Annotated in this window: 12 protein-coding genes and 1 pseudogene; 4 read left to right on the top strand and 9 right to left on the bottom strand. The window is 38.3% G+C overall.

The annotated features are described in order from the left end of the window. From H6G28_RS09615 to nifE, 9 genes are all read right to left on the bottom strand, one after another. Positions 1-552 carry a hypothetical protein gene (locus H6G28_RS09615; protein ID WP_190670451.1) on the bottom strand — a complete coding sequence of 184 codons (552 nt, stop codon included), beginning with the start codon at positions 550-552 and terminating at the stop codon, positions 1-3. After that, positions 540-1553 carry an RAMP superfamily CRISPR-associated protein gene (locus tag H6G28_RS09620; RefSeq protein WP_190670452.1) on the bottom strand — a complete coding sequence of 338 codons (1014 nt, stop codon included), beginning with the start codon at positions 1551-1553 and terminating at the stop codon, positions 540-542. Before H6G28_RS09620 ends, H6G28_RS09615 begins: the two co-directional genes overlap by 13 nt. A gap of 4 nt (positions 1554-1557) precedes the next feature. Further along, complete coding sequence (csx7, locus tag H6G28_RS09625) at positions 1558-2484, bottom strand: type III CRISPR-associated RAMP protein Csx7 (RefSeq protein WP_190670453.1); 927 nt, start codon at positions 2482-2484, stop codon at positions 1558-1560. A 20-nt stretch (positions 2485-2504) separates the two neighbouring features. Beyond that, positions 2505-2966, bottom strand: coding sequence for a hypothetical protein (locus H6G28_RS09630; RefSeq protein ID WP_190670455.1), 462 nt, complete (start codon positions 2964-2966; stop codon positions 2505-2507). Continuing rightward, entirely contained in the window at positions 2963-4243 is a 1281-nt protein-coding gene (gene csx10, locus H6G28_RS09635) for a type III-D CRISPR-associated RAMP protein Csx10 (protein WP_190670456.1), read from the bottom strand. Before csx10 ends, H6G28_RS09630 begins: the two co-directional genes overlap by 4 nt. Then, entirely contained in the window at positions 4240-4998 is a 759-nt protein-coding gene (locus H6G28_RS09640; protein ID WP_190670457.1) for an RAMP superfamily CRISPR-associated protein, read from the bottom strand. Before H6G28_RS09640 ends, csx10 begins: the two co-directional genes overlap by 4 nt. After that, complete coding sequence (gene cas10, locus H6G28_RS09645; protein ID WP_190670459.1) at positions 4995-7460, bottom strand: type III-B CRISPR-associated protein Cas10/Cmr2; 2466 nt, start codon at positions 7458-7460, stop codon at positions 4995-4997. The genes H6G28_RS09640 and cas10 overlap by 4 nt, the downstream gene beginning before the upstream one ends. 1798 nt (positions 7461-9258) lie before the next feature. After that, on the bottom strand, positions 9259-9624 hold the full coding sequence (gene nifX, locus H6G28_RS09650; protein WP_190670460.1) for a nitrogen fixation protein NifX: 366 nt from the start codon (positions 9622-9624) through the stop codon (positions 9259-9261). A gap of 74 nt (positions 9625-9698) precedes the next feature. Further along, positions 9699-11066 (bottom strand): nitrogenase iron-molybdenum cofactor biosynthesis protein NifE, encoded by a 1368-nt coding sequence (gene nifE / locus H6G28_RS09655; RefSeq protein WP_190670461.1) that lies wholly within the window; start codon positions 11064-11066, stop codon positions 9699-9701. Between the two features lie 1088 nt (positions 11067-12154). Here nifE and H6G28_RS09660 point away from each other — a divergent pair. The 4 genes and pseudogenes from H6G28_RS09660 (at position 12155) to H6G28_RS09675 (ending at position 17272) form a co-directional block, all read left to right on the top strand. Next, entirely contained in the window at positions 12155-12682 is a 528-nt protein-coding gene (locus tag H6G28_RS09660; RefSeq protein WP_190670463.1) for a TOBE domain-containing protein, read from the top strand. 525 nt (positions 12683-13207) lie between these two features. After that, a complete protein-coding gene (gene vnfD, locus H6G28_RS09665; RefSeq protein ID WP_190670464.1) occupies positions 13208-15241 on the top strand; it encodes a nitrogenase vanadium-iron protein, alpha chain in 2034 nt (677 codons plus the stop codon). Positions 15242-15345: 104 nt separating this feature from the next. Next, positions 15346-15732 (top strand): annotated as a pseudogene (locus tag H6G28_RS09670) (cytochrome c oxidase subunit II transmembrane domain-containing protein); the annotation flags it as partial. 121 nt (positions 15733-15853) lie between these two features. Beyond that, positions 15854-17272 (top strand): cytochrome ubiquinol oxidase subunit I, encoded by a 1419-nt coding sequence (locus H6G28_RS09675; protein WP_190670466.1) that lies wholly within the window; start codon positions 15854-15856, stop codon positions 17270-17272. The last annotated feature ends 17 nt before the right edge of the window (positions 17273-17289 follow it).

Genomic DNA, 17289 nt, shown 5'->3' on the forward strand with positions numbered 1-17289 from the left:
TTATTTTTTAATAGTCAATGCAACAAAATGGACAGTAGCAGTGCGTTTATCTCTAAAGTAACGTTGAGCAATATTTTTGATATCTTCAGAGTTCAAATCTTTAGGAAAGCGGGTTTCTGTAGGTGAATGCAATAATACATTCTGCTCTATAATTTCCCAATGACCTGCTTTAATGAGGCGAAAATTATTCTCCTCATCTTGAGGCTGCAAAATCTCTGCTTTGTCTTGGGAACTGAGAATTAAAACCTCATATTTTCCTTGTTTTTGCTGCCAGCGTATTTCTAATATGGAATTAAATAGCTGTCCTTGTGGACTGGGGAAAGTTTCGTTAAGATTTTGTTGCAGGCGATCGCCGGAGGCGTTGCGTAGCAAATCGCGCACATCTGCTTCTAAACTAGTATATTCAGCATCTTCCGTACCTAGTCGCCAAAATCCTCCTACCCGATGCGCCCAGCGCAAAAAGTAATAACTCGGTGGAGTAGAGAATTTTTGCAGTAATTTAACTAATTCTTCCGCCGATAGCGGTTGCTGATTTACCCCTACGAAGCACATACCGCACCCCCATTTTGCAGCAAGTGACTCCAAGCCCCAACAGCTTTAGTAAATAAATCAGAGACACCATTCTCACTATCCCAACGCAGTTCTACACCGAATTTAAAATCCATTGCTGTTAACGCCACATTTTTTACTTCTTGTTTTTCTGTGTCGTTAGTTGGGAAATTATAGGGATTAGCGTTATCACCTTGTAGAAACTTTCCAGCCCCTAAAAGGTAAATTTTATCCCAAGGTGTTGAACTACCAAAGGAGTAAATTTGGTTTTTATCATCTAATATGCAGCCAGGATACTGGACAACAGCACTGTTGTACTCTATACGCACTATACCCAAACCCCGCGATTTGGCAAATCCAATACCAAACCAGCCTGCATTTAAGTCACGCAACACCAATGCAATTAATCCCAACTGGGCGAGGGAAAAGTTTTTTAAGTGAATTTTGGTCTTAAAAGCGCCAGCAGTGCAGACTTGATAATCAAAAGGCCCGTGTGCTACTGAACCAAATACTCTATCAATGGCGACACCGTTACGCTCTTCAATTTTGAGTGGTACTGAAGTATCAGGATAGGCATCTTCAATGCGGAAACGGCTGGCGATCGCAATATTACCAAATATCTGATCTGTGAAGGATGATTCTTTGTAGATTCTCGGTGCAGATAATTTCTTTTTTACTCCTTGTTCAGCTTGAGGATTTTCATATAAATAATCATATTTATCAGTATCCAAAGGATTGTTCGCCCAAACCAGTTTTGTATTAGATGGTTTTTCATATTCAGGATGACCTACCGTTCTCACAATACGTTCAGCATGGGCGCGAATTGCACCTTTAAGGGAACTACCAGGTAAATAAATTATGGATTTACCATTGTGAAAAGTTTCGACAAATTCCATCTGGGGTTTAGTGGGGTCTGCACCTTCCCGACCAGATTTAATCAAAATAGGGCCATCTGGAATAATTGTCAGGTCAATTGTGCAGTGGTTAACAAATTGCTTGTGCATAATTCTATTGAGAAGAAGTTGCTGTAGTGTTGGTGCGTTTTTGAAGTTCGCTAGAAAGATGATTAATAAAAGCGTCAGCCCAAGCTTGTTTTAAAGATTGAGTATCAATATCATGAGAAGTAGGATTAGAACTATTATTAATCAAAGATTTGAGATAATCTTGTACTTTCTTTGGGTCTGTTTGTGGTTTGTAAGTTTTATCTCGTTTATAATTCTCATCTCGAACATCAACCCATTTCATTTCTTCAATTATCAGCTTGACAACTCCTAAGCCGCGAGAACGTCCGCCACCAAGGGGAATTTGTTCTGTTTGAAATTGGTGCAAGCCAATCATTAACATTCCCAATTCCCATTCTTCGGCATTTTCAATTACTGCATGAAATATAAAAGGAGTCCCGGCTGGTACAACTTGAAAGTCATAAAGTTTGCCATCACCAGCAGTTTCTGTATCTCTATCAATCGCAACACCATCACGTTCTTGATACTGACCAAACCAATTTTCTTCAGGTTGGCTGACTGTTAAATCACGAATTTGAAATTTACTAGCCAGCCAAGGTGAACCAAATAATGAAGAGACTAAATCAGTGTTGTTGATAATATATTCGTGTAATTGAGCTTCTTTTTCTTGTGGCGTTAAATTTTTGATACGCTCTTTAACATTAGTCATTTCATCGGGAGGAATTGACCATTCTGTTTCCTGGGCTGGGTTAGCAGCAAAATCATGATGAATTGCGCGTAGAAAGCTTTCCAGGCGTGAACGTAATGCACCTTTTAAACTCGAACCAGGGATTAATGGTCTATCAAAAGCATCTTTAATCACTGGTAAATCTGAGCCAATTGGTTCTGTGGAACGTCCAGCACTGATTCTCAAAGCTGTGACAGTTTCAAGAGTACCGATAATTTCTAGACGATTTTTAAAGATTTCAAACATATTTTTACCTAAGATTAACTTTAAGATTTATTACTGTTATTGGACTTAATATACTTAAGACGGCGAGAACCGTAACCAAGATAACGGCGGGTTAAGTCTAACCGAAGAGATTTAAATCTTTCTATATAGTTGACTTTTTCGACAATTTTTTCGGCTTGATTATGAAGTAAGCCATCAATATCATTAATAATTCTTTGAGCAATTGAATTTTCTCCTACGCCCCACTTTTTATCACGACCTAACTGATAGCGCAAAAAATTCTTGATGACTTCAATACTTTCTGTTGTATCTGCAACGTGCATTAAGTTGCGATATTGAGCTTCTTCTAAGTTTTCACAGGAATTTTTATCTTTTAAAATTTTCTCAATAGCTATAACTAAATCATCTTCAATTTGACGGATTTCTTTTTGGATTTTGAATTCTTTTTGTTGGATTTCTCTTTGCTGCTCAAATTTTTGTTGCTGTTCAGTCAAAACTGTCATACTGCATTCTCCCGAAATATTTGATGAAACTCGTTGCAAACTTCCACTTGTCCAAATCCTTCACAGGTGCGATCGCCTACACCCCGCAACTCTAAACTAGAGATTGCATCCTTCCACAACTGTCGATTTTCAGTGCTAAATAAATAAACTGACCCTTTATTCGTGACAAGTTCAACATCTTTCATCAAACCCCAAGCACTATTCCAACCAGAAGTGTAACTATAACTACTGTAAGCTGTGTGGAGTTGTAAGCTAGGATCTTCCACATCTGCAAAATTCTTAAGCATTTCTGGCGAAATTACTGTAGTACGCTGCCAATCTTCAGTTAAAATTGCATCAGAATGCAAGTTAAGTGTAAAGAAAGTGCGTTTACTAGTTGGGTTAGGTGTGCGATCGCCAAATGCTTCAGACCAAGTTTTCCAGCGTTCGTGCAATACTTGATTAAATAGATCGATGCGACTAGAAATATCATCAGCAATTTGATTTTCTTCAGCATTAATTTTTACTTTACCTAACCCACGCGATACTGAACCACCGACTCGAAAAACTTCAGAGTTATTGTTGATAAAATACTTGAGTTTTTCAGCTAAAGAGTCATTAGGAACGTTAATATAACCGCGATAAACGTAGTTATCCCATTGCTTATGTTTACCTTCATTTGTAGCGATAAATGCTTCATTGAGAACTTCTATACTGTATAAAATATCATCACTAGATGTAGCACGATAACGATTAATGCCCACCCGCGTTAACAAACGACTTGTAGCAGCATGAGTGCAGTATTGCCCATTATGTTTGCTATATAAAGAATTGTAGGTTTCAACTCGCGGGTCTACCCCATGTTCTAATGCTTTCAAACTACTGGGGTCATAAGGATGCTGGAATTGTTCGGCGCAAAACGAGTCAATTAATGTATCAAATACACCATGTCCTTTGGGTAAAAAACCAGGATTGGCTTTGGAACTAACAGCAGTTGTAGGTAAAACTTTGATAGTGTTATCTACTACTTGATGCTTGCTCTCCACTTTAGCAACTGCGGGGTAGGCATTTTGGAAAATAGCTGGATTTTCTGCTAAAAATAAATCTGCAAAGTCACCGCCGTTAGTTGCCAGATTTTCCAGTTCCCTACCAGCACGTTGTAGGATATGTTTAGCGATCGCACCACGCAACACTGAACCTGGAATATATCGTTCCACTTCATTGATAGAACCGCCGGGTTTTTGTTTACCAATTGCCAAGGGTGACAATGCTTTGATGGTCAGTTCAATTCGCTTCATACAGTACCACCAACAGAAACTTGACGATTTGCTAGATACTCCTTAGCATCCAAATTTGACCATATTGGGTCATCATCAGATAACGTCGGTAAATTCTGCCAATGCAACCATCCCAAACCTGTTGATTTACTGCCTCCCAAAGCATAGATGCGTCGTAAAGCAGCAAAAATCAAAGGCTTTGCTAAGTCTGGACTGCCAGAATCAAAGCGGGGCTGTAGGTAAATCTTACCTTTAAACTCTAACTGGGCATTTGCAGGGGACGTTTCTAATAAATAGAGTTTGTTTTCTTCAGCCGTGCGACGACGACGGTTGATAGTCACACCAGGACGAAAAACTTCTGCTAGTTCCTCAACTGGTGTTGTACAGATAAAATCATCCACAATGACACGGGATGGTAAGATTGGGTCGCCAAAGATTTGCGATACAACGCAGTGGTAGCCTTTGTAGCCGCTAACTTGATAAATTTCTTGAAATTGACTACACACTTGGTCTTTTTTTGGGCAAAGTTCTGTGGCTACAGGTGCATAAAAAATCTGCCAACCCAAAGCCCTTGCAAGTTTTTCACATTCGTGGCGCAGCCTACCTTTAATTTGAGAACCGGGAATTAAAAGTTGTCCTTGGGCGTTGCGGACAATGGGTTTATCTGCCAGTGAACCAGATGAACCGCCAGCACCAACACACAAAGCCGTATCAATAATTGCATTTATTTCCCAGTTTTCAGACGCTGTTTGGGAAAGTGTACTCAGGTCAATCATTGCTTGACTCCTTGTTCTTGTTGTTCTCCTTGGTTCGCTGGTGTTGGCTCATCTTCTACTAGAAATGGGTATAAATCTACCAAGTCACGCCAAAGAGTTTCATAAGTTGGCTTGTTTAAAAAGCGTAAAGTTTGATAATGTAGCCAAAATTCTGTTTGAGGACTGGCTTCTACAAAGAGTAACAACATCAAATTTCTGATGATACATCTTCTATCACTCATCCAAGGTGCTAAATTACCATCATTGGTTAAAGCTTTACACCAAGACTCTTCAAATTGGTTTTGCAGTTCAAATTGTCCTTGTTGTAGTCTGACTCGGAAGTAACGATAGTTGAGGATAGCAGTATGTTTACCTCTCTCTAACAAACTGCGAATTTGATATAGTTGTGATTTAGGAAATTTGGCTTTTTTAAGTGCTTCCACAGTTTGTAATAACCCTCCTAATTCATGAAGGGTATAAGGTGAAGCGTATAGTTTAAGATTACCTTTTGTTAATCCTTGTTCACGGAACTCTTTGACATCTGAAGCAATCATTGTTACGGCTTTTAATACTAAAAAGTCAACCGTTCCACCATAATAGTTATGGCGTTTGAGTTCTTTAGCAAGTTTCTTCGACGATTTTAGAAGTTGCTCTGTGAGTTCTTGTGCGTAGTAAATAGGTGTATTTTCAGCAGTTATTAAAACACCTGCCGACATACTTAATTCACACTGGGATTTATAAACTGATGGTTCTTTTCCTTGATAGCGGTGGACTATTTCGGGTTCATAAGGTTTGTTAAGCCTAAAAGCTGATAATTTCAATAGGGAGTATCCTTCCCTGAAAAAGAAATACCTGATTAAACTGTGTAATTCAGATTCTAGCAACCAATGTAAAAAATATATTTGCCAAAATAGAATGCTACCTTTTAATATTTCTCGTTCAAATTCTTCACCAATAGTTTTAGCAACATCTAAAGCTTTATCCGCAGGGACAATTAACAGTACATCATCGCCACCAATCGTAATAATTTCAAAAGGATAAATCCAATCACCATTACGGTGGGCGTTATCTGGGTCAATAAGATTATTAAGTCGGCGCGGTATAAGATGTTTTTCTAGCGCAATATAAACAGCATTCTGCGTTGCATCTAAAACCTGTTTGCTAAACTCGCGGTATTTTTCTGGTGTGCGGATGTGCTGGCGGAGGTAGCCACCCATATTATTACCATCCGCATAGATATAGCCAACAAAACCACGAAGTTTACTGACATTACCTATTTCACGTAAAGAAAAAGCCTCTGTTACTCGCTTACCTTGTGTTACTTGATAATATTGGCGATCGCTTCCTGATTGTTCTAAAAATTTGTGAAATCTTGTCACCCAACTAGGAAAATAACCAGGACTCCATAGTTCTTCTTTTCCTGACTGTCTGCGGAATCTAAAGTTTTTGTACCATCGTCGTCGTTGCTGGCGATCGCGTTTGCTACGCTGTCCAACAATAACTTTTCGTGCTAAAGCATCGGAAAAACTAGGCGTTCCCGGTAAATCTGTTTTTGCTACAGCTGCTCTATTGTCAGTTCCATCTCGTTGCAAGTAGGGATGAGTTTCAAACATCGGCGGAAAAGAACGAGTAGGACGTGCTGTTGCTGATGCGTTTCCGTTACGGCGGTGGGTAAATTGGTTAGCAAGTTTTCCCACAAGTTCGTTAAAATTCTTGCGTAGCCAAAATTTTTTGTTTAAGTCCGATTCATTTGATTGGTTAAAATAAGCTTGAATAATAAGATTACTTTCTTGTTTTTGTTTGTACTCTTTAAGCCATAGTGTACTTTCAATTGGGTCTTGCAGTAACCCAAAGCGGAATTCTAAAAGCCTGAAAGTATCACCAACAGCACAGGAATTAGCGGTTAGAGTTTCGTGAGTGTAGCGTTTTTCTATTGCATTGGCGAGTTCGTCAGTCAATGCAGCAGGACAGAAAGCAAGCACGCTACCACCTGTAGAATAGATAATCAATTCGGGAATTAAGGCTTGTCTTAAGTCAGAAAATCCATTTTCATCCAGCCATTTACCTATTCGGTGCGATCGCCCACCCTCTCCAAAAAAACCAGGAATATCATCAAGATTAATGCGGTCAAGTAGTGCCGATGCACCGCGAATATCGTTGATTTTAGCAGCTTCAAATACGTATTGTTTGATTTTGGTAGCTCCCCCATATACCAACCCAATGCGTCTATTTTCATCCCAAAGGTCTGGATAATCTTTCTTTAAGTCTTCCAGTGTTTCGGGTTCGTAGTTGTGAGGAATATCGTAGAGTCGCTGTGCTTGTTTAACAACAGATTTGATACTCTCCGGTACGTCCTGCCCATCTTTAATTGCCTGTCGCATTTGACGCAAAGTACTGAGTTCATCCTGATTGAGATTGTGCTTTTCGCCCCAAGCAAGACACCAGGCGATCGCAGTAATTGTTCGTATGTGAGAATTGTTCATGATGACCCTTGAAAATAAAGGACACCAGTTAGAGGTGTCCTTTTTTACAGTTAGAAATTTTCCAATTAGACTAGCGCACTTAAATTGCTATTAGTCATTGGAAAATTGAGTTACACCGAACTGTGGTACACATTAAAGTGCTGTTTTAGGTGTACTTCCAGTTTCTTCAATAAAGTTTTTATGAAACTCTTCGCAGTCTCATTTACTGATGAAACAAGAATTCTAACAACCGAATCAATGAAAGTACTGGCAGCATTGATTTTATTCCATCAAAAATTTTACTCACAGTACTAGCCTTCTCTTTTGATACTCTGTTGTGCTGATATGTTGTAGCGAGGATATATGATTGCAATTGAAATTCGCTTAAAAGCGGTATATTCGGTATTGTCCTGAAGTTGCGTTGTTTTTCAGTCTTCGGTTGTAACTGCTTATTATAATTCAGTAAACCCGACTGAAAGTCAGAGTAATTTATTACTCTTAATGTACTTATTTGATTAGATGTCATCACTTTCTTCCTCAAAAATTAAATTCGCAAATCCCGCGTATCTCTGAGCCTTATAAATTATTAGTTCGCACATCCCATGTACTCTGAGCCTTGTAAATTATTGCTTAGGTAGAAACTGGTGGATCTATCCCTTTACTTGTTATCATCAACACATTTGTACGACTCATAGTATTCTCCAGAAGAGTTATCTACTGAAATATGACACCAGATCCAATAACTGCTATAAAATCAAATCTCTAGCTGATAGCTAAATCTTTTTATAAAAATAAAAGTTTTTAGCTTTAAACTAAGCTATGAGGAAGATTAGGAAGCAAATTAGAAGCATACAAGTGTCAGTATGGATAAATTATAGGTGATAAAACTTTTCTTGTGTTATTACAAATTGTTATTTTTGATACAAAATTAATAAAAATATTTAGCTGAACACCAGGGAAAAACAAAAATAGAAATATATGGTAGTATAATGGCCATATACAAAAAACTTTCTCGTAAGGGAATTGAAACTCGCGCTCTCGTGTATTGTGAGCATTTAAATTGTTAGTTTCAATACTTCCCCGCAAGGGGACTAAAAATTATTTGTAGGTCTGAGTACTTAATTTACTAGTTCTGTTTACTCAATTGTTCTAAATTTTAATCCCCTTAAGGGGATTAAAATAAATTCTGAGGAATATATTATGAAAGGCTGAGGTTAGTTTTGAATCTAATTTTCCTCATGAGCATAAAAACTACCAGTTGGTTTGCTATCAATTGGTAAAAGGTTTTTATTGAGAAAATAGCGATCAGTGTTCTCTTAACACTGGTATTCTGGACTAGGGTAGGCGATTATTGGTCAAGTATTTGCAGAATTAGTTCTATGGAAAAGCAATGCTGGCTCAGTATTGTTGCAGGCGATCGCAATTACTTTACCCCTATCCCTCTACACGTTATGTTGCATACACACAAAATTTTTGATTTGCTAGACTTTTAGCACGTAATTACTTACTCTTTTGGAAAAAAGAACACTGGTAAAATGGTTCTAGCACTTAGGTGAGTATTGGTGCTTGTGAACAGTCAGGACAAAATTGCTAAAATTCCCGAAGTAGTTGCCTATGCCCATGTTTCATCTAGAGAACAGGCAGAAAATTGGGCGGGTTTTTAACGCGAAAAAACTCTATCAAAATAAGTCGAGTTGGAAGAAGAAAAAACCAAACGTGTCATTATTAAAATCTCCTGCTAACCATACAGTGTAGCAGGAGAAAATATCAACAATAAATTAAACTACTCTTCATTACAGGAATATGCTAATTCATGATTTTATTGTAATAAAGCTTTACGCAACATAGGTGGTGCATCACCATTCAGACTTTTAACCAATACATGCAAAATATCAGGCACTGTATCATATTCTTGCGCTCTGACAATAGTCATACCCTGCTTAATTAACTTGTTTCCTGCTGGCTTACCAATAGCCTTAACATACAAAATCTTGCAGTCAGCAATTGCTTCCATTTTAGGAGTAATTTTATCCTCATGGGCAGCTTCTTCTAAGTCACCTTCAAAGACTAAAGTTTCAACAAATTCAAATCCATCTTTGGTTACTTCATAGACATCAATTTCTTTCGCAACACCAAAATGAGTGTTAATATGAGTACCATCGCTAGTGGTAAAAGCTACTTTCATTGATTTGCTCCGTCAAAAATTAATTGTTGTTTGTAAGTTCATCAATTTTCATCCTCCCACCCTCCCACCTTTTGCTAATCCCAAGGAGCAGGCTGTCTAATTTGCTCCCATACAGGACTATACAAAGCTTCATAAAATTCTTTTGCCATCGTTAGCATTCCCATATAGCCAGAATAGGCATGATGGCGTTCATGGTTAACATCTAAAAAAGGTATTCGTGCTTTCAGTGCTGTATATTGATTACTGGCTCCAGCAACTAAAATATCGGCTTTTGTATCTTCTATTACCTGTAATAAAGCCTTGGGGCCACCCTTGGCTAAAACCATCCCATTTTGACCAAGTAATTGCTTAATTTTAACTTTTTCATCTTGGGTATTCTTTCTATCACTAGCAGCAACAACTTCCATTCCCAAGTCTTTTGCTGCTAGAATAATTGACCAACTCTTTACGCCACCACTATAAAGAACAATGCGTTTACCTTGCAGTTGAGAACGATAAAAACTTAAGGCAATATTTAACGCTTCTGTTTCCTCCGTAATTAACCATTCAGTTCGTTCTTGTAGGTATTGATCACCTAATGCTGCGGCAATATTTCGCAAGCAGTGATTAATATTTTCTACACCATAAAAAGATTCTTCAATATAAGGTATGCCATAACGCTCTTGCATTTTTTGTGCCATTTTTAGTGATACATTCGAGCAGATTACTACATTTAATTTGGCACGGTGAGCATAGCAAATTTCTTGATAATGAGCATCACCTGTAATTTTGCTCAAAACCCGAATACCTAGTTTTTTGAGAAGCGGTAAAATATTCCAAATTTCACCAGCAACATTATAGTCACCAATAATATTAATATCGAATGGTGTAGTAAATTCCGGTTCCGCAGTACCTACTACATATTCAAATAAAGCTTCCCCACCAATGCGATTACCTAAATTCTTACTTCCCAAAAATCCAGGTGCATCTATATGAATAACTGGAATCCCGACTTGGTGTGCTGCTTGCTTACAAATATTTTCTATATCATCACCAATCAAAGCAGTTACACAAGTAGCATAGACAAAAATAGCAGCAGGATTGTAGCGGTGAGCAATTTCTTGAATTGCTTTATCAAGTTTTTTTTCACCCCCAAAAATAATATTATTCTCGCCTAAATCAGTAGAAAATCCCATTTGATATAGCTGAGAACCAGAAGATAAACTACCACGACTACCCCAAGGATTGCGAGTACAACTAACAGGCCCGTGTACTAAATGAGCCACATCAGTAATTGGCCCAAGTGCAACCATCGCCCCCTCAAAAGGACAATTACCTTGGGCTGCGCCTGGTTTGGGTGGTTTTTTACAAGGTTTAGTTTTTCTGCTCTGCAATTTTTTGACGTTATATTCGCAGGCGATTTCGTTGAGTAATTGATTGATTTGTTCTTGTGTCTGTTTCATTGCTTTTTTCTTGTCAGATGATATGAGTGAAGAGGTAGTAATGTTAATAGAACTTACGCATAAAAACGAAAAATCAAGGGTTTTAGTGAGGGTATAGGGGTACAGGGTATAAGGGTGTATGTATCTAAAACTCTTACACCCAATCTTCATAGATAATCTTTGTGCGTAAGTCCTGGCTAAATTACAACAAGAAAAATTGAATTTATAATTAGCAGACTCAAAGTGACAAGACATATAACAGTCTGTTTATCCACAAACTTTTATAGTGCTGGAGTCTGCTGGTTTAGAAGAAGAAAGATAGGGGAATAGAGAGTAAAAGGAGCAAGCACAATAACTCTACAAAAAGAAAGGAGTCGGATGATTTACCTCATATCCCCCCTATCAGCAAAACACTATTACAGGCCAACCAATGTACTTGGCCTAGTTGTAATTACTTTGATGTTGAGTGAATTTATTTGAGTTTAATACAGCACAGAAGAAATAAACTCACCATTTAAAACAGCCTTGTAACTTCTTGATTGCAGCACGAATAAGGTACGGAGTTTACGAAGACTGCGAGAACTAACTAAGTAGCACCTCTAGGAAAAATAGCCAAGTCTTGTAGTTTTGATGAAAGACTTGTTGCTGCTTTTTTATCCTTTAATGCAAGCATAGCATACATTTTGCTAATTTACTTGCTATTTAGATTTTTCTGCAAAAAATTGGAGATTTTGTAAAAATGCTTACCAAAATTCTTGTTTTAGCAAGTTAAATTAACATTATGCTAAAATAATTGCTAGAGAAATATGCTGCGATCGCAAATACTCATTTCTACAATGCAAGTTCTCTATCCTATCAAGTCTTATCCACAGAGATTGTATGTTGAGACTGACTTTCAGGGTTTAGGGGTGTCAAGATTTTTGCTATCTTACAAACCCTTGATTTTTCGTATTACTGCGTAAGCTCTCAAATGACAAAGTTAATCATGGTGTTAGTTGAGTGTTATGTAGTGTTTTCTATTCGTCTGATGTACAAAGTTATCTCCGGTTAATCTATCCTTTCTTATTTTTAAGTACTATTCAAAATCAAAAAACCCTCGGAAACAATATATGCCAAGAAAAGACCAAGGTTGGATCACATTTCAAGCTTCTCAGGAAGAACTAGAACTGTTAGAGGAATTATGTAGAAAATCTCAACGTACCAAAACAGAAATCTTACGAGAATTAGTTAGAGGGTTGAACAATTATTACCCCAACTTAAAGCAATCAAAATCAAACAGAAAGCAACCTGGAAAATATACTCGTAACTCCTTTGGAAAAAATCTGGAATTTAGTCCTAGTACTATTGTTAAAGGAGTAATTACAAAAGTAGTTCGGACAGAATTAAATACTGAAGTAATTTTAAAAGTATCTAATACATTACAGTTAATATTAGCAATTACTAATGCGTCCGCAGATGAATTATGTTTAGACGAAGGAATAGAAGCTTGTGCAGTAATTAACTCTAACAATATTGTCATTGTTAAAACAGAATCCATCAATGGAGGTAAATTGGAAGTACCTACAATGCTTGTTCGAGAGAATAATAAACAAGCCGCAGAATTAGAAAAAAGCCAGCCACAAATAATAAATCGATAGATTTAGTTAGCCTTTAGATGAAAATTTGAAAATTTATCAATCGTCTTATTTCTCATGTTACTTTAGTAGAAACATGAGAAAAATTGTTTGTTTAATCGAAGGAAAATATTTATAAATTTATTTTTGTCATCTGTTACTCTAGTTACTATTGCGCGGAATCAGAAATACTAATATTTAATTAGTTGAAGCATAAAGAATTATTTCTTGTTTTTCCTTCTAAATCATTTTGAATATCAATAGTAAGGATTGTGAAAGTCTAAATATTTTGGTTTAGAAACAATCTGTAATTAACATTGAATATCTAGTTTTAAATTATTTTTGTAATGTGGCTAAATTTTTAGCCATGATTCAGGCAATCTTTCTCATCTTTTGTTGATTGCTGGTTGAAGTTTATCTCCATTTTGGATTTTAGTTACTGACATCTTGCACTGATATAAGTCAGTGAAGCACAGCGATTTTGTTATCAGATTTGGTGCGATCGAACCTATTTTACCAATTTCCAAATCAGCAAAGGAGAATAAAGGAATGCCACTAAAACTATTAAAGTGCGACGAATCAATTCCAGAAAGAGAAAAACACGTATACATCAAAGAAAAAGGCGAAGACACAACCCAATTTCTCCCCCTATCCAACATCGAAACCATCCCCGGTTCACTCTCAGAACGCGGATGTAGCTACTGCGGAGCCAAACTCGTAATTGGTGGCGTACTCAAAGACACCATCCAAATGATTCACGGCCCCATCGGTTGCGCCTACGACACCTGGCACACCAAACGCTACCCCAGCGACAACGGCCACTTCCAACTCAAATATGTCTGGTCATCAGACATGAAAGAATCTCACATCGTCTTTGGTGGCGAAAAACAACTAGGCAAATCCATCCGAGAAGCCTTCAAAGAATTTCCCGACATCAAACGGATGATTGTGTACACCACCTGCGCCACCGCCTTAATTGGTGATGACATCCGCGCCGTCGTTAAAAGCGCCCAGCAAGAACTCGGTGATGTCGATATCTTCTGTGTAGAATGTCCCGGATTTGCAGGTGTGAGCCAATCCAAAGGACACCACGTCCTCAACATCGCCTGGATTAACGAAAAAGTCGGCACACTAGAGCCAGAAATCACCTCACCCTACACCATCAACGTCATCGGCGACTACAACATCCAAGGTGACACCTTCGTTCTAGAAAAGTACATGGAAAAAATGGGCATTCAAATCATCGCCCATTTTACAGGTAACGGTACTTATGACTCATTACGGGGAATGCACAGAGCGCAACTCAACGTTACCAACTGTGCGCGTTCAGCCGGATACATCGCCAACGAACTCAAAAAGAGATATGGCATTCCTCGTCTTGACGTAGACACCTGGGGTTTTGACTATTGCCAAGAAGCACTACGCAAAATCGGCGCATTCTTCGGCATTGAAGACAGAGCCGAGGCTGTGATTGCGGAAGAAGTCGCCAAATACCAAGAGAAAATGGATTGGTACAAGGAAAGACTCACAGGTAAAAAGGTCTGTATTTGGACAGGTGGCCCCAGACTATGGCACTGGACAAAAGCATTGGAAGATGACTTAGGAATGCAAGTAGTATCCATGTCTTCCAAGTTCGGACACCAAGAAGACTTTGAAAAAGTCATTGCCAGAGGTCAAGAAGGCACAATCTATATTGATGATGGTAATGAACTAGAGTTCTTTGAAGTTCTGGAAATGATTCGTCCTGATGTGGTGTTGACTGGGCCACGGGTGGGTGTGTTAGTGAAGAAACTGCACTTGCCTTATGTTAATGGTCACGGTTATCACAATGGGCCATACATGGGCTTTGAGGGTGCGGTGAATATGGCAAGAGATTTGTACAATGCCATTTATTCTCCTTTAATGCAGCTTGCTGCTATTGATGTTCGTGATGAGCAAATACAAGACGCAGAATTAAACTTACCCCGTGTATTTGAGCAGCAAAATAACATCACTGTGGACATCCAAACAACTGATGAAATCTTAATTAAAGAAGTAACAATCATGGAAATATCTAATGAACTAAGTTATGGTGTCACAGACTTGTCTGATACCGAATATTTAGATTTAAATTTCACTCACGAAAATGGGAGAGTTATGGAAAGTAATCTAGAACAATTGAAATCTGTTGATATTACCTCTAGTGAAGTCATCACAGAAACTCAAATTTTACCAATTGAGGCTCAAGCATTGCCAACTAATCCACAAAAATCACCAGAATGGTTGCAAATTCTCCGAGAATATTGGGGATTTATCCTAAAAATTCCTCAATTATTTGGTAGGTTTTATCATGAAGTTAAACGCATAGTTGCTGGTATTGCTTTAACTATTGGTTTATTGTTTACAGTCAAATTACTCTTGGTTTTACTGTATACAATCAATGACATTCCCTTTATCAATTTAACTTTTGAGTTTGTGGGAATTGTTTATGTTGTCTGGTTTGTGTTGCGATATCTACTGAAAGCTAATTCCCGGCGGGAATTAGCAACGAAAATTCAACAGGTGCAGCAGGAAGTTGTTTATGGAAAAGATTTAGAAGTCTGAAATTAAGAGACTTAACGTCTTACCTCTAACCCCTTCCCAACAAGGGAAGGGATGTAATATTTGCAGTACAAATTTATCTGTGTAGCTTGCAACAAGATGCTGCTATGAACATCAGAAATATCTTGAGTTTGAGTGCGATCGCACTGACATCAACTGTTGGTAGTCTGGGAATAGGACGAATAGCATATTATTGGCTACCTACTCAAGCCACAGCAGAATCACGCCTCATTGATGATGTAATTAGTTTCTTAATTAGCATCGGCTCATTTATCTTTCTCGGAGTTATTGGAGTCTTGATTTATTCATTAGTTTTGCATCGAGCCGATAATTCTGATATTACTGATGGTTCTCCGATTGATGGAAATATCACCCTCGAAATTATCTGGACAGCAATTCCTATCTTCTTAGTGTTTTGGATTGCAGGTTATAGCTATCAAATCTATGAAGGTATGGGTATTCAAGGAAAAGAGACTTTTACACAATCCCATATCCTCACAGATGAACAAGTAACAGAAAATACCACCCAAAATCAAGATGCAGCAACAAATAAGCATGATGTGTGAACAGTGAACTTAACTAAATAAATCAGAACTCAAGATTGGAGAACACACGATGAATTTATTCTCAGATACAGTGATGCTGTCGCGTCTTCAATTTGCAGTCACCAGCATCTTTCACATGTTTTGGCCTATCCTCACCATTGGGATGTCTTGGTATTTATTTGTTGTCGAGATTTTATGGCTAAAAACCAAAAATCCTACTTTTTATTACCATGCACGTTTTTGGTCAAAACTCTACATTCTCAATTTTGGTTTAGGTGTGGCTTCTGGTGTGGCGATTGAATTTGAATTTGGTGCAAACTGGGCTCCATTTTCTCTAGCTGTGGGTGATTTTTTAGGCAGTATTTTAGGCTTTGAAGGTACGATGGCCTTTATGCTGGAAGCTGCTTTTTTGGGGATTATGATTTATGGCTGGAATAAAATACCACCATTGATGCACCTATTCGCAACTTTATGTGTAGCGGTTGGTGCGAGTCTCTCATCTTTTTGGATTATTGTTGCTAACTCTTGGATGCAAACACCAGCAGGCGGAGAAATGGTGAATGGTAAATTTCTGGTTCACAGTTATCTAGAAGCCATCTTTAACCCCGCAGCTTTGAATAGTTGGTTTCACATGATCTTGGCGATTCTCGAAACCGCTTTGTTTGTGATTGGTGGGATTAGTGCTTGGTATCTCCTCAACAAGCGTTATGAGGAGTTTTTTAGCAAGTCTTTCAAGATTGCGATCGCACTTGCTATTCTTGTCACACCCCTACAAATTCTAGTCGGTCACTTTAGTGGTGAGGAAGTATACCACAACCAACCCAGTAAATTAGCTGCGATCGAGGCTTTATGGGACACTGTACCCGCAGGTGAATCAGCACCTTGGAATGTTTTAGTTGCACCCAATGACAAAGATAACAAGAATAATTGGTCACTCAGTGTTCCTAATGGTTTAGGTATGGTTTTGGAAATGAAGCCCAAACTTTCTGAACCTGTACTGGGTTTAAATGAGTGGAAGCCAGAAGACCGACCCCATGCAGTTTCTTTGATATTCTATACCTTCCGCATCATGGTAGGTATTGCCTTCTTTTTCCTGGGTTTGATGGGTGTCAGCGTCGTTCAATGGTTGCGCGGTAAGCTGACTGTGGAAAATATCACCACCCAAACTTGGTTAATGCGAGCGTGGATATTAGCTGCACCCTTGGGTTATGTCGCCGTCGAATCTGGTTGGATGGTACGAGAAGTTGGTAGACAACCTTGGATTGTGTATGGACAAATTCGCACAGCCGATGCTGTTTCTAATGTCCCAGCCAGCAACGTCTTAATTTCACTCCTGGGTTACACCAGTATCTATCTATTATTGTTGGGTTGCGCCTTATACTTTGGTCGTCGGATAGTTCTTCAAGGGCCAAACTTAGGTGTTCCTTTACCACATCAAAGTTTACAACACAGCAACACCATACAAATCAGCGAAACCGTACACAATTAATACCCAAAAAATACAAC

The sequence above is a fragment of the Nostoc sp. FACHB-190 genome (genome assembly GCF_014696905.1).
GTDB lineage: Bacteria > Cyanobacteriota > Cyanobacteriia > Cyanobacteriales > Nostocaceae > Nostoc_B.

What these genes read in the sequence shown, in the direction of transcription:
- H6G28_RS09615 (WP_190670451.1), bottom strand. Translation starts at nt 552, where the DNA reads ATGTGCTTCGTAGGGGTAAATCAGCAACCGCTATCGGCGGAAGAATTA.
- H6G28_RS09620 (WP_190670452.1), bottom strand. Translation starts at nt 1,553, where the DNA reads ATGCACAAGCAATTTGTTAACCACTGCACAATTGACCTGACAATTATT.
- csx7 (WP_190670453.1), bottom strand. Translation starts at nt 2,484, where the DNA reads ATGTTTGAAATCTTTAAAAATCGTCTAGAAATTATCGGTACTCTTGAA.
- H6G28_RS09630 (WP_190670455.1), bottom strand. Translation starts at nt 2,966, where the DNA reads ATGACAGTTTTGACTGAACAGCAACAAAAATTTGAGCAGCAAAGAGAA.
- csx10 (WP_190670456.1), bottom strand. Translation starts at nt 4,243, where the DNA reads ATGAAGCGAATTGAACTGACCATCAAAGCATTGTCACCCTTGGCAATT.
- H6G28_RS09640 (WP_190670457.1), bottom strand. Translation starts at nt 4,998, where the DNA reads ATGATTGACCTGAGTACACTTTCCCAAACAGCGTCTGAAAACTGGGAA.
- cas10 (WP_190670459.1), bottom strand. Translation starts at nt 7,460, where the DNA reads ATGAACAATTCTCACATACGAACAATTACTGCGATCGCCTGGTGTCTT.
- nifX (WP_190670460.1), bottom strand. Translation starts at nt 9,624, where the DNA reads ATGAAAGTAGCTTTTACCACTAGCGATGGTACTCATATTAACACTCAT.
- nifE (WP_190670461.1), bottom strand. Translation starts at nt 11,066, where the DNA reads ATGAAACAGACACAAGAACAAATCAATCAATTACTCAACGAAATCGCC.
- H6G28_RS09660 (WP_190670463.1), top strand. Translation starts at nt 12,155, where the DNA reads ATGCCAAGAAAAGACCAAGGTTGGATCACATTTCAAGCTTCTCAGGAA.
- vnfD (WP_190670464.1), top strand. Translation starts at nt 13,208, where the DNA reads ATGCCACTAAAACTATTAAAGTGCGACGAATCAATTCCAGAAAGAGAA.
- H6G28_RS09675 (WP_190670466.1), top strand. Translation starts at nt 15,854, where the DNA reads ATGAATTTATTCTCAGATACAGTGATGCTGTCGCGTCTTCAATTTGCA.